This is a genomic window from Enterobacter sp. KBR-315C3_2022 (assembly GCF_041399425.1).
Lineage (GTDB): Bacteria > Pseudomonadota > Gammaproteobacteria > Enterobacterales > Enterobacteriaceae > Enterobacter.
Genome location: NZ_JBGKEB010000020.1, coordinates 19,240 through 32,546, shown reverse-complemented (window position 1 = coordinate 32,546; position 13,307 = coordinate 19,240). Strand labels below are relative to the sequence as shown.

Sequence of the window (13,307 nt, the reverse complement as noted above, 5' to 3'; positions counted from 1 at the left end):
AAATGTATTTACCGGCGGGCAAAACGGCTCAGGGGCGATAAAGAGCCAGAAGTTCGTCCACCTTTTTACGCGTGCCGCCGTTGCTGCTTATGCTACGCCGCACCTTGACCTGAAAATGCTGCGCGGTTTTGTACCATTCGCGCGTATCAGGCGTGTCGTGATTCGAAATTAACACCGGAATTCTTTTGCTGACCAGCTTTTCCGCCATTTGCGCCAGATGCGCCTGCTCGGTTGGGCTAAAGCTGTTGGTGTGATACGCCGTGAAATTCGCCGTAGCGGACAGCGGGGCATAAGGCGGATCGCAGTACACCACGGATTGTGCATCCGCTTTTTCCATGCACTCCGCATAGGAGAGGCAGTGAAACTCGGCGTTTTGCGCTTTTTCAGCAAAATGGTGCAGCTCGGCCTGAGGGAAGTAAGGACGCTTATAGCGGCCGAACGGCACGTTAAATTCACCGCGCAGGTTGTAACGGCACAGGCCGTTGTAGCCGTGACGGTTGAGGTAGAGGAACAGCAGCGCGCGGCGGAACGGATCCTGGCACTGGTTAAACTCAGTGCGGAACTGGTAGTAAACGTCCGGGCTGTTGTTCTCCGGCGTGAACAGCTTGCGCGCCTCTTCCACGTACTCGTCGGTACGCAGCTTAACGATGTTATAGAGGCTAATGAGATCGCTGTTGATATCCGCCAGGATATAACGAGAAAAATCGGTGTTCAGGAACACCGATCCCGCCCCCACGAAGGGCTCAATAAGGCACTCGCCTTTCGGCAGGTGTTTTTTAATATCATCGAGCAGGGGGTATTTACCCCCTGCCCATTTCAGAAAAGCGCGATTTTTTTTCATGCTGACTAACTGGTTACACCTTCTCCGGCTGTGGAGAAAGCTCCGACAGCATCCTGCGCTTTAAACATTACTTCAGATCGGCCTGGACCTGATGAATCGGCTTCGCCCACGGGTTTTTCGCCTGAACATCGGCTGGCAGCGTTGCAACGGCACGTTTTGCTTCGTCTTTTGACGCATAAACGCCGCTCACCAGCACATACCATGGCTGCCCGTTACGGGTAGTCTGATAAACCACGTAGTTTTTCAGGTTCGATTTCTTCGCCCAACCGTTGAGGTTGTCATAGTTAGACGAACTGCTCAGCTGCAGCGTGTAGTTACCGGCTGGCGCAGACTTCAGGGAACCCACGTTGCCCGTCGTTTTACCCGCAGCAGAGCTGGCTGCCGCGGCGGCAGGCGCTGCCGTAGCTGCAGGGGCAGCCGTGGTTGCCGTGGCTTTTGGCGCTGGCGTTGCCGCAGGCGCTTTTACTGGCTGGCTGGCCGTTTCCGTGCGTTTCGGCTGCGCTGGCGCTTTCGCTTCAGGTGCTTTTGCCACGGTCTGCGGTTTGGTTTCACGCTTCGGCTCAATCACAGCCTGCTTGCGCTCATGGCGCGGCGCTGTTTGTGTTTGAGTCTGGTGCGGCTTGGTTTCTGCTGCGGCAGTTTGCTGCTGCGCATTGCCGCCACGAATTGGCGCAACGGTGGCAGGTTCAGTCGGCAGCGTAGAGCTTACCGCAACGTTGTTCATCTGCTCCTGATTTTGCGGCTGCGTCAGCGCGTTGTTCAGATCGCCCTGAACCTCAACGCGCTGCTGGCCTTCAGGCGCGGCGGGTGCCTGTCCCTGAGTCGGGGTAGAAGACACCGGCGGCAGGGAGACGTCCTGCGGCGTGGTTGTATTACCGGCAGTCTGCTCGGCAGACGTGGTGCCCGGTGCGGGCTGCGCGCCGTTAGCCTGGTCGGCTGCATCAGAACCGGACAGGTCGATATTTTTCTCAGTGGACGCGGTTTGCGGACCTGAGGTTGAGGATGGCGATTTCAGGGCTGAACCAATGCCGATAATCAGCAGAAGTAAAACCAGAACGCCCAGTCCCATCATGACGTACTGTCGGGAGGCCGGCTTTTGGGCTGCGGCTTTTTTACGTTTACGCGGGCGACGCTCTACAGGCTCTTCGTCCATTGGCTCTTCATCGGACTCATAACCTTCTTCTGCACGCTCGTCGCGCGCGTTGCGCGTGCGCGAAGGGCGACGATCGTCTGCATCCAGATCGACATCGTCAAAATTGATCTGCGGCTCGTTATCACGTTCTGAAGATTGACGAGAACGACCAGTACGACGATCGCTGGGATCGGGTTTCAGCTCGTCTTCTGGTTTGAATTCATCCATTTAACACCCCACTCAAAGGCTTATGCCAACGTCTTTGCATTTCGCCTGAAGCTAAACGACCACCCGTAAAAGTGGCCTGACCTTTCTAGTAGTTACGCCTGCTGGCAATCAGCAATAGCGCCAAGAACGACATCGTGCGATACTCCACCGCGCACTTCACTTTTCCCTATTGCAAGCGGGAGCACAAGACGCATCTCGCCTGCCAATACTTTTTTATCGCGCATCATGTGGGGTAAATACGCCTGTGCTGACATCTCACGCGGGCCAGTGACCGGTAATCCCGCACGCTCAAGCAGTGCAATGATGCGCGCCGTCTCTTGCGGTTTAAACTGACCGAGACGCTCAGACGCACGTGCCGCCATCACCATGCCAGCCGCGACGGCTTCTCCGTGAAGCCAGTTGCCATAGCCCATCTCGGCTTCAATGGCGTGACCAAACGTGTGCCCCAGATTGAGTAAAGCACGTAAGCCCGTTTCACGCTCGTCTGCCGCGACAACTTCCGCCTTCAGCTCACAGCAGCGGCGAATGCAGTACGCCATAGCCGAACCGTCAAGGCGCAGCAGGGCATCCATATTCTCTTCCAGCCAGTTGAAGAACTCGCCGTCAAGAATAATGCCGTACTTGATCACTTCAGCCAGCCCGGAGGCCAGCTCGCGTTTTGGCAGGGTTTTCAGGCAGTCGAGATCCACAACAACCGATGCCGGCTGGTAGAACGCGCCGATCATGTTTTTGCCGAGGGGATGGTTCACCGCCGTTTTACCGCCGACAGAAGAGTCGACCTGCGAAAGAAGCGTGGTAGGAATTTGAATAAAGCGCACGCCACGCTGATAGCTGGCGGCGGCAAACCCCGTCAGATCGCCCACAACACCGCCGCCCAGGGCAAGCAGTGTTGTATCGCGACCATGCGGTTTTTGCAGTAGTGCGGTAAAGACGGTATCGAGCACCGCCAGGCTTTTATACTGCTCGCCATCAGGCAGAATCACACTGTCGACGTGCACGCCCGCCTGTTCAAGCAGGTGGCGAACGCGGTCGAGATAAAGCGGAGCCAGGGTTTCGTTGGTTACCAACATCGCCCGTTCACCCGCTTTCAGTGGTAAGAAGGAAGCTGGGTCGTTAAACAAACCAGCCGCGATGGTGATAGGGTAACTACGTTCCCCGAGAGTAACTGTAATCCTCTCCATGACGCGACATCCACCTTAATAATGCTTTTACCCGCAGGCGAGTGTATATAAAGCCAGAATCAGTTGCTTTCCAGCATATGAATAATCTGGTTTGCAACCACTTTAGCGCTCTGGTCGTCAGTACGAATGGTCACATCTGCAATCTCTTCGTACAGAGGATTGCGTTCACCAGCCAGGGCTTCCAGAACTTCACGTGGCGGCGTTTCCACCTGCAGCAGCGGGCGCTTTTTATCGCGCTGCGTGCGTGCCAGCTGTTTTTCGATGGTCGTCTCAAGATAGACCACAACGCCACGGGCGGAGAGACGGTTGCGGGTTTCGCGAGATTTCACAGAGCCGCCGCCAGTCGCAAGCACAATGCCCTGTTTTTCCGTGAGTTCGTTGATCACTTTTTCTTCTCGGTCACGGAAACCTTCTTCGCCTTCTACATCGAAGACCCAGCCCACATCAGCTCCGGTTCGTTTCTCAATCTCTTGATCAGAATCGTAAAATTCCATATTGAGTTGTTGAGCTAACTGACGCCCAATAGTGCTTTTGCCGGCACCCATAGGCCCAACCAGAAAGATATTGCGTTTCTCTGCCATTTTTTCGGTACTACTAAGACTATTCGTTAATGGTAATCCCCGCTTCGCAGACACCTCGCGTAGCAGGACATGAACTGAAACCTCATATGCAATAGAGCGAGAGTCAGACTAAAAATTATCTCAATACTCCGGCTTGTTTGGCAACTGATTAAATCACCGCACCAAACGCATAGCGTATCAAGACGTAAGTCCAACTCGAATCGGTACTCCTTGTATGCTAATTCATGCCCCACGTCAAACATCTGCAACAAACTGACTGCAAAATCATTGCGGGGATCGTGACCCATTAATGAATCCCTACCAGACGCGGCGTAATGAATACCACCAGCTCCCGCCGCTCGTTGTCCTTACCGTCGTGGCGAAACAGCTGCCCGAGCCAGGGAATGGCGCTGAGCCCCGGCACGCTGTCGCGGCCCGTTTTATTTTTTTGCGAAAAAATACCGCCCAGCGCCAGCGTCTCGCCGCTTTTCACTTCCACCTGCGTTTCGATTTCTTGTTTATCAATCGCCAGCGTTTCGCCGTCTGCCTGCTGCAGCACCTGCCCCGGCATGTTTTCGCTGATGTGCAGCTTAAGGCGCACGCGGCCCCCCGGCAGAACAACCGGCGTGACCTCCATCCCCAGCACGGCCTCTTTAAATTCCACAGACGTTGCACCGCTTTCCCCGCTGGATACCTGATAAGGGATCTCGCTGCCCTGTTTAATGCTGGCCGGCTGCATATGCGACGCCAGCAGGCGCGGGCTGGCGATGATATCCACCTGCTGCTTTTGCTCCAACGCAGAGAGCTCCAGATCCAGCAGCCTGCCGTTGATGCGGCCGATGTTAAACCCGACGTGGGTTGTGGCATTCGCTACCGACAGGTCAGCACCGAGTGCGGTTATTTGCCCGATTTTGCCCGCGTCCGCAGCCTCCGCCAGATTCCACTTCACGCCCAGCTCGCGCAGGCTTTTTTCGTTAATGGTCACGATGTGCGCCGCCAGCTCTACCTGCTCGACGGGCAGATCCATCTGCTCGGCCCAGCGCTGAAGCGCGTCCAGCGTCGTCTGGATATCCCGTACCAGCAGGCGGTTGGTGCGTTTGTCGACGGATAAGCTCCCTTTCGGGCTCAACAGCTTTTCCGCGGCTTTTTGAAGCTCTCCGGCGTCCGCGTAGGAAAAGGGAATGCTGTGCGACACCAGCGGAGCCTCAAGCTGCCTTCGCGCCTTCTCCTGCTCCTTTTGCGCCTGCTGCTCGCGCTGCCACGCCGCCGTGTTGACATAAAAAATGCCGCCCTCTTCGCGCATCACTAGCCCTGCGCTGTTGACCACCGTCTGCAGCGCCTGCCGCCAGGGCACGCGCGTAAGATTCAGTGACAGGGAGCCGCCGACGTCGGGAGATACCACCAGGTTGCGGTTCTCCTGGGCAACCAGCGCCTGGAGCACCTGCACGACGGGCACATCATCCACCGCGAGGGTGACCGGCTTTGGCGTCGCGGCCCACAGCGGCTTGCAGAACATGAGCAGCACGATCGCTATCCTTAACTTCATCCTTTTTTATTCCTTCTCGTTGCCAGATCCACGCTTTGGGATCGCACGTTTCGCCAACCTCAACGACCAGCGCCTTTTCGTCCAGAGAGACAACCCGCCAGCCCGGCGGCAGCCGATCGCCTGGCTTTACGCGGTACCACCGCTTATTCCCGTTCTGCAAAATGCCCAGCCCGCTGACGTGTCCCTGATAGCGCCACTGCGCCAGTTGCCCCACGCCGCAAATGTCGTCCGGCGGACGGAAGGGATCGCGCATGCCGGTCAGCAAATACAGCGCGCTCAGCAGCAGCCACCGTGCGTTACGTCCCATGATAAAGCTCCAGCTGAATCGCGATGCGTAACCGTCCGGCGTGCGGCGCGATGACGAAGGCGCTGACCCCGGCGCTCTGCTGCGCCAGCCGGTCGAAAATATCCGGGATGCGCGGCCAGTCGGCGTCAAGCGTAAGCTCGCCGCCCGCGGGCAGCGGCTTCCAGCGCACCAGCGTCGTGCCGTTCCCCTGAAAGGCCAGCGGCGAGAATGGCTGCGCGACGCGAGCCTCAGGCGCCGTGCCCTGCGCGACCCTGAGGGCGGTGGGCCACAGCGCGGCGTTACCGCGAAGTGCCTGCCTTAGCTGCCCCTGACGCTCGGCAAGCTGCCTGTTCAGCGGCTTGAGCACCGTTGCCCAGGCTAGCGCCGTCACGACGAGGCAGACCATCCCCCAGCAGAGCGCTCGCGCGCCGCGGCGGCATTCGCACCAGCGTTCAAAAATGCTGTCCACGCGCTACCCCTGGCTTTTCACCTGAAAAATGAACGTCCATCGCCCTTCGGCATCCTGCTGCAATTCACCCGTTTGTCCGGGCGTGAACCCCACGATTTTCCCAAGCTCGCCGCGCAGGGTGGAGAGCGCCGGAAGCGCGGTGGCATAGCCCGTCAGCACCAGCGTGGGCGGCTCATAGCGAAGCTCGCTCAGCCATGCCTGCGGGGGAAGCACGCTGGCAACGGACGCCAGCGCCGACGGCCACGGCACCGGAGGATGCATTGGCTCTAGCGCCTGCGTTTGCGTGGCGATCCCCTGCGCCTGCCGGGCAGCCAGCGCCTGATTCACCTCCCTTATGCCCGCCAGTACGCTGCTTTTCGCCCGCAGCGTCACGGCCCCGTCCGCGCGAAGCCCGCCGATGAGCGCCACGACGGCCAGCAGCGAGGCGGCAAACGCCCCGCCCCAGACGCGCAGGCAGCGCGCCTGTCGACGCGATCGCCACGGAAAGAGATTCGCCGTTCTCATGGCTGCGTCTCGCTCATCGCCAGCGCAATGGCAACGGTAAAATCCGCACCGCCGTCGGGCAGCGGGGGGTGGCAGCGCGCGACGGTTTCCCACGGGTCGCGGGCATCGTCGAACAGGGCAATTTCGCGGGCAGAAAGCGCGAGGAGCGCCGCCAGGTCGGCAAGAGTGGCCGCCTCCGTCACCAGCCGCCTCCCCCACTGGTGGCGCATCGCCCAGAGCCACTGGTGCTCATCGCGCCATGCGACGCACTGCGCGGGCGCAGCGGCTGAAAGAAGGTTTCTCAGCGCGCCAGCGTCCGGCACGATCGCCACCAGCCGCAGGCGCAGCGCTTCGGCCAGCGCCAAAAGCGCATCGACCTCTTTATTTTGTGCGGCCGTCACGTGATAGGTATTGCTGAAGGTGTCCTGCGTGTAGTCAAAGCAAAGCGCGTCAGCGGGCATCTCCAGCTCGCGCGATAAGGCCGATCCAACCCACGAGACCTGCTCGCTGTCGCGCAGTGACATCGCCGGGCGCGGCAGGGTCTTTTGCAGCGTCCTTGAGGCGGGAAACGAGAGGTATATCCGGTGGTAGTGCGGCAATGCCTGCCGCCAGCCGCGCAGGGCATCAATCAGCCGCTGCGGCTCGATAATTTTCCCGTCGCGGATGATGCCCTCGGCCAGCGGAACGGCCCACCAGCGCCGCAGGCGCCAGGCCTGCTTCTCCCGCGTTAGCGCCACAATCCGCACCTTATCGTGTTGAATATGAACGCCCGTTTGCCACGTTTTGAAAGCCATGCTTCACGATCTCCTTATCGCCCGTCGGGTTGACGGCTATATCAATGAATCAGGCTTGCCTTTATACTACCGCGCGATTGTTTAGAAACTGCCCAAGTGGAACCAAATGGGAAATCTCCGGTGAAGTTCGTAAAGTATTTATTGATCCTTGCAGTCTGTTGCATTCTGCTGGGAGCAGGCTCGATTTATGGTTTGTACAAATATATTGAGCCACAGCTGCCCGATGTCGCCACACTGCGTGATGTGCGGCTTCAGATCCCTATGCAGGTCTACAGCGCCGATGGCGAGCTGATGGCGCAATACGGTGAAAAACGCCGTATCCCATTGACCCTTAACCAAATCCCCCCTGTGATGGTGAAAGCCTTTATCGCGACCGAGGACAGCCGCTTTTACGAGCACCACGGCGTCGATCCGGTGGGTATTTTCCGCGCCGCCAGCGTAGCGCTGTTCTCCGGCCACGCGTCACAGGGGGCAAGTACGATTACGCAGCAGCTGGCGCGTAACTTCTTCCTCAGCCCTGAAAAGACGCTGATGCGTAAGATCAAAGAGGTGTTTCTCGCGATCCGCATTGAGCAGCTGCTGAACAAGGATGAGATCCTCGAGCTCTACCTCAACAAGATCTACCTTGGCTATCGCGCCTATGGCGTGGGCGCGGCGGCACAGGTCTACTTCGGCAAGCCGATTGACCAGCTGACCTTAAGCGAAATGGCCACCATTGCCGGCCTGCCTAAAGCGCCGTCAACGTTTAACCCGCTCTACTCGCTGGACCGCGCAACCGCGCGCCGTAACGTGGTGCTTTCCCGCATGCTGAGCGAAGGCTACATCAGCCAAAGCGAGTACGACAGCGCGCGCAGCGACGTGATTGACGCCAATTACCACGCGCCGGAGATCGCCTTCTCCGCGCCGTATCTCACCGAAATGGTTCGTCAGGAGATGATGAGCCGCTACGGTGAGAATGCCTACGAAGACGGATATCGCGTCTACACCACCGTCACCCGCAAAGTGCAGCAGGCGGCACAGCAGGCGCTGCGCAACAACGTGATGGACTACGACATGCGCCACGGCTATCGCGGCCCGTCGAACGTGCTGTGGAAAGTGGGCGAAAGCGCGTGGGATAGCAAAAAAATTACCGATTCGCTGAAAGCGCTGCCGACGTATGGCCCGCTGCTACCGGCGGTGGTCACCGATGCGAATCCGCAGGAAGCGGTCGCCATGATGGCAGACGGCACGTCGGTGTCGCTGCGCATGGACGGCATCCGCTGGGCGCGTCCGTACCGTTCCGACACGCTGCAGGGGCCAACGCCGCGCAAAGTCACCGACGCGGTGCAAACCGGGCAGCAGATCTGGGTCCGTCAGGTTGACGATGCCTGGTGGCTGGCGCAGGTGCCGGACGTAAACTCGGCGCTGGTCTCCATCAATCCGCAAAACGGCGCCATCATGGCGCTGGTGGGCGGCTTTGATTTCAACCAGAGCAAGTTTAACCGCGCGACGCAGGCCCTGCGTCAGGTCGGCTCGAACATCAAGCCGTTCCTCTACACCGCCGCGATGGATAAAGGGCTGACGCTTGCCAGCATTCTAAACGACGTGCCAATTTCCCGCTGGGATGCCGGTGCAGGTTCCGACTGGCAGCCGAAGAACTCTCCGGCGCAGTACGCGGGCCCGATTCGCCTTCGTCAGGGTCTGGGGCAGTCGAAAAACGTGGTGATGGTGCGCGCCATGCGCGCGATGGGCGTCGACTATGCGGCAGAGTACCTGCAGCGCTTCGGCTTCCCGGCGCAGAACATTGTGCACACCGAATCGCTGGCGCTGGGCTCGGCCTCCTTTACGCCGCTTCAGGTTGCGCGCGGCTATTCGGTCATGGCTAACGGCGGCTTCCTGGTCGATCCGTATTTCATCACCAAAATCGAGAACGACCAGGGCGGCGTGCTGTTCGAAGCAAAACCGAAAATCGCCTGCCCAGAGTGCGACCTGCCGGTGATTTACGGCGATACGCCGAAATCAAACGTGCTTGAGAACAAGGACATGGAAGACGTTGCCATTTCTCAGGAGCAGCAGAATCTGGCCGTGCCGAAGCCTCAGCTGGAGCAGGCCAATCAGGCGCTGGTGGCGCAGGCGGGCGCGCAGGAGTATGCCCCGCACGTCATCAATACGCCGCTGTCGTTCCTGATTAAAAGCGCGCTGAACACCAATATCTTCGGCGAGCCGGGCTGGCAGGGAACCGGCTGGCGAGCGGGCCGCGATCTGCAGCGCCACGACATCGGCGGCAAAACCGGGACCACCAACAGCTCGAAGGATGCGTGGTTCTCAGGCTATGGCCCGGGCGTCGTGACCTCCGTGTGGATCGGGTTTGACGATCACCGCCGTGACCTGGGCCGCACCACGGCGTCTGGCGCGATTAAGGATCAGATTTCCGGTTACGAAGGCGGCGCGAAAAGCGCGCAGCCCGCGTGGGACGCGTACATGAAGGCCGTCCTCGAGGGCGTGCCGGAGCAGCCGCTGACCCCGCCGCCGGGCATTGTGACCGTCAATATCGATCGCAGCACCGGCCAGCTGGCCAACGGCGGCAACAGCCGCGCGGAGTATTTCATCGAAGGCACGCAGCCAACCACGCAGGCGGTGCATGAGGTGGGAACGACGCTGATTGATAACGGCGAGACGCACGAGCTGTTTTAAGCAAAAAAAAATGCCCGGTCAAAACCGGGCAACAATACAGGCCGGGTAAGGTGAAGCCACCACCCGGCTTTTTTTATGGGCTACAGCCGCCCCTGCGCCTTTAGCCACTCCCGCACCAGGAACAGCGCGCTCACGTTGCGGGCTTCGGTAAAGTCCGGGTCTTCCAGCAGATCCATCAGGTGCGCCAGCGGCCAGCGGACCTGCGGCAGCGGCTCCGGCTCATCCCCTTCCAGCTTTTCAGGATAGAGATCTTCTGCCACCAAGATGTTCATTTTGCTGGAAAAGTAGGAAGGCGCCATGCTTAGCTTTTTCAGGAACGACAGCTCTTTTGCACCAAAGCCCACCTCTTCTTTCAGCTCACGGTTTGCCGCTTCAAACACGGTTTCGCCCGGGTCGATAAGGCCTTTTGAGAAGCCAAGCTCATACGACTCTGTGCCAACGGCGTATTCGCGGATCAGGATCAGATGATCGTCAACAATGGGGACAATCATCACCGCCTCGCGCGCGGAAGGGCGCATACGTTCATATACGCGACGCACGCCGTTGCTGAACTCGAGATCCACGCTCTCGACGGTAAACAGGCGAGATTTCGCAACCGTTTCAACGTTCAGGATCGTGGGCTTTTGTAATGGTTTACTCATCTTGAAGGGTCTTTGCTGTGTGCACTGGCTTTATTGTGCGATATGCCGCACGGTTTGGGCAATGTCAATTGCTCTGTATTTACATTTTTGCAACGTAACAGGATTCAGTTCTCAATTCAAAACAAATGTCAAGAGGTTGAAAAGTTTCCAGGAATTTGCTGATATCGCGCCAGTAAAGCCTTTGCTATCATCAGCGAACACTGGGATGCGCTTCAAAATGCTCAAGTTCGACTCCATACTTGCCGATAGCCAACCACAGATTCTCATTCATTGTTTAGGGTGCGACTGACTACACCTGTAAGAAGATAAGTAAGATGGGGAAAGCATGAGCACCATTTTGATTTTTCTCGCGGCTGTGCTGGCTGGCGCATTTATTGCGGGTTGGTTGTACAGACGCCGCGTATACCGACAATTTCGGCTGCCCTTCCTGAACGCCTTTGCGGGTGCCACCACGCGCAAGCTCTCGTCTGAAGAGCGCAGCACCGTCGAAAACTACCTTGAGACCCTTAACCGTTCTCAGCTTACGCCTGGGCCAACGGGGGCCACGGCCGCACCCATTACGCTGAATCTCAACGCGCAAAGCGACACCGTGCTGTGCGTGACGCGCTCGATCACCCGCTACGGCATCACCACCGACGATCCCAATAAATGGCGCTACTACCTTGATTCCGTCGAGGTGCATCTCCCGCCGTTTTGGGAGCAGTACATCAACGATGAAAACAGCGTTGAGCTGATCCATACCGACTCGCTGCCGCTGGTCATCACCCTGAATGGCCACACCCTGAGCGAGTACGTTCAGGAAGCGCCGCGCTTCGCCCTGGAGCGCGCCAGCGCGACGCAAGCCTCTATTCGCGGCGAAGAGACGGAGCAGATTGAACTGCTGAATATTCGTCAGGAAACGCGCGAAGAGTACACCCTGAGCCGCCCGGACGGCATTCGCGAGGCGGTGTTAATCGTAGCGTCATTCCTGCTCTTTTTCTTCTGCCTGCTGACGCCGGACGTCTTCGTTCCCTGGCTTGCGGGCGGCGGCGTTCTGCTGCTGGCGGCCGGGCTGTGGGGCCTTTTTGCGCCCCCGTCGAAAACCGCGCTGCGTGAGATTCACTGCCTGCGCGGCACGCCAAAGCGCTGGGGCCTGTTTGGTGAGAACGACCAGGAGCATATCAACAATATCTCGCTCGGGATTATCGATCTCATCTATCCGCGCCACTGGCAGCCGTGGATTGCGCAGGACTTAGGGCACAAGACCGATATTGATATCTACCTTGACCGCCACGTCGCGCGCCAGGGGCGTTACCTGTCCCTGCACGACGAGGTGAAAAACTTCCCGCTGCAGCACTGGCTGCGCAGCACGGTGATTGCGGGCGGCGCGGCGCTGGTCTTTGCGATGCTGCTGCTGTTCGTGCCGCTGGATATGCCGATCAAATTCACCCTGTCGTGGATTAAAGGGGCGCAAACGGTAGAAGCCACCAGCGTCAGCCAGCTGGACGAGGCCGGCGTTAAAGTGGGCGATACGCTGCGCCTTAAAGGCACCGGCATGTGTAACATCCATGCGCCCGGCGCCTGGAACACGCGCCAGAACTCGCCGTTTACGCCGTTCGACTGCTCGCAAATCATCTGGAACGACGCGGCACCGCTGCCGCTGCCGGAATCAGAAGTGGTTAACAAGGCCAACGCGCTCACCCAGACGGTCAACCGCCAGCTTCATCCAAAGCCGGATGATGACTCGCGCGTCAGCCCTGCCCTGCGCTCCGCGATTCAAAAATCGGGCATGGTGCTGCTGGATGACTTTGCCGAAATCGTCCTGAAAACGCAGGATTTGTGCTCCGCGCAGGACGAGTGCGTGCGTCTTAAAAATGCGCTGGTTAACCTGGGCAACAGCAAAGACTGGGAAGCGCTGGTGAAGCGCGCCGAGGCGGGCCGTCTTGACGGCGTCAACGTGCTGCTGCGCCCGGTCAGCGCCGAGTCGCTGGATAACCTGGTCGCGACCTCAACCGCGCCGTTTGTGATGCGCGAAACCACGCGCGCGGCCCAGGCGTTAAATAGCCCGGCGCCGGGCGGCTTCGTGATAGCCAGCGATGAAGGCAGCGACCTGGTCGACCAGCCTTATCCTCAGGTTTCGCTGTACGACTACCCGGCGCAGGAGCAGTGGGCCGCGTTCCAGCGCCTCGCGCAGATGCTGATGCAAACGCCGTTCAGCGCCGAGGGCATTGTCACCGGCATTTACACTGACGCCAACGGCACGCGCCATGTCGATCTCCACCGCATGCCGGACAGCGCAGGCCTGTGGCGCTACTTCGGCACGTCTGCGCTGATGATAGCGATGCTGGCGTGCATTATCTGGAACGGCTATACGGCAATACGCCGCTATCAGCGCTCCCGCACCCGCCTGGCGGAGATCCAGCAGTACTACGAAAATTGCCTCAATCCTAAGCTGATCTCCTCTCCGGAGAGCCTGAACGGATAACGTCACGGC

12 protein-coding genes are annotated in these 13,307 nt (G+C 59.0%); 2 read left to right on the top strand and 10 right to left on the bottom strand.

Annotated elements, in window-relative coordinates; genetic code table 11:
- Positions 1 to 28: 28 nt before the first annotated feature.
- The 9 genes from dam to pilM form a co-directional block, all read right to left on the bottom strand.
- The gene (gene dam, locus AB8804_RS18280) at positions 29 to 841 is read right to left on the bottom strand and encodes an adenine-specific DNA-methyltransferase (protein ID WP_371188688.1); all 813 of its coding nucleotides are present in this window, start codon (positions 839 to 841) and stop codon (positions 29 to 31) included.
- 67 nt (positions 842 to 908) lie between these two features.
- On the bottom strand, positions 909 to 2,201 hold the full coding sequence (gene damX, locus AB8804_RS18275) for a cell division protein DamX (protein WP_371188686.1): 1,293 nt from the start codon (positions 2,199 to 2,201) through the stop codon (positions 909 to 911).
- A 92-nt stretch (positions 2,202 to 2,293) separates the two neighbouring features.
- Positions 2,294 to 3,382 (bottom strand): 3-dehydroquinate synthase, encoded by a 1,089-nt coding sequence (gene aroB / locus AB8804_RS18270; protein ID WP_371188684.1) that lies wholly within the window; start codon positions 3,380 to 3,382, stop codon positions 2,294 to 2,296.
- A 59-nt stretch (positions 3,383 to 3,441) separates the two neighbouring features.
- Entirely contained in the window at positions 3,442 to 3,963 is a 522-nt protein-coding gene (gene aroK / locus AB8804_RS18265; protein WP_010436374.1) for a shikimate kinase AroK, read from the bottom strand.
- A 286-nt stretch (positions 3,964 to 4,249) separates the two neighbouring features.
- The gene (gene hofQ / locus AB8804_RS18260) at positions 4,250 to 5,488 is read right to left on the bottom strand and encodes a DNA uptake porin HofQ (RefSeq protein ID WP_371188681.1); all 1,239 of its coding nucleotides are present in this window, start codon (positions 5,486 to 5,488) and stop codon (positions 4,250 to 4,252) included.
- Positions 5,400 to 5,795 carry a HofP DNA utilization family protein gene (locus tag AB8804_RS18255; RefSeq protein ID WP_371188679.1) on the bottom strand — a complete coding sequence of 132 codons (396 nt, stop codon included), beginning with the start codon at positions 5,793 to 5,795 and terminating at the stop codon, positions 5,400 to 5,402. The genes hofQ and AB8804_RS18255 overlap by 89 nt, the downstream gene beginning before the upstream one ends.
- A complete protein-coding gene (locus tag AB8804_RS18250; RefSeq protein WP_371188677.1) occupies positions 5,785 to 6,243 on the bottom strand; it encodes a HofO in 459 nt (152 codons plus the stop codon). Before AB8804_RS18250 ends, AB8804_RS18255 begins: the two co-directional genes overlap by 11 nt.
- 3 nt (positions 6,244 to 6,246) lie before the next feature.
- Positions 6,247 to 6,747, bottom strand: a complete 501-nt coding sequence (locus tag AB8804_RS18245) for a PilN domain-containing protein (RefSeq protein ID WP_371188675.1) — start codon at positions 6,745 to 6,747, stop codon at positions 6,247 to 6,249.
- Positions 6,744 to 7,520, bottom strand: coding sequence for a pilus assembly protein PilM (pilM, locus tag AB8804_RS18240; protein ID WP_371188673.1), 777 nt, complete (start codon positions 7,518 to 7,520; stop codon positions 6,744 to 6,746). The genes AB8804_RS18245 and pilM overlap by 4 nt, the downstream gene beginning before the upstream one ends.
- Positions 7,521 to 7,640: 120 nt before the next feature.
- Between pilM and mrcA the strand changes: the two genes are divergently transcribed.
- On the top strand, positions 7,641 to 10,193 hold the full coding sequence (gene mrcA / locus AB8804_RS18235; RefSeq protein ID WP_371188671.1) for a peptidoglycan glycosyltransferase/peptidoglycan DD-transpeptidase MrcA: 2,553 nt from the start codon (positions 7,641 to 7,643) through the stop codon (positions 10,191 to 10,193).
- An 80-nt stretch (positions 10,194 to 10,273) separates the two neighbouring features.
- Here the strand turns inward: mrcA and nudE are convergent, their stop codons facing one another.
- Positions 10,274 to 10,834 (bottom strand): ADP compounds hydrolase NudE, encoded by a 561-nt coding sequence (nudE, locus tag AB8804_RS18230; RefSeq protein ID WP_371188669.1) that lies wholly within the window; start codon positions 10,832 to 10,834, stop codon positions 10,274 to 10,276.
- A 325-nt stretch (positions 10,835 to 11,159) separates the two neighbouring features.
- Between nudE and AB8804_RS18225 the strand changes: the two genes are divergently transcribed.
- Positions 11,160 to 13,298, top strand: a complete 2,139-nt coding sequence (locus AB8804_RS18225; RefSeq protein ID WP_371188667.1) for an intracellular growth attenuator family protein — start codon at positions 11,160 to 11,162, stop codon at positions 13,296 to 13,298.
- Positions 13,299 to 13,307: the final 9 nt, after the last annotated feature.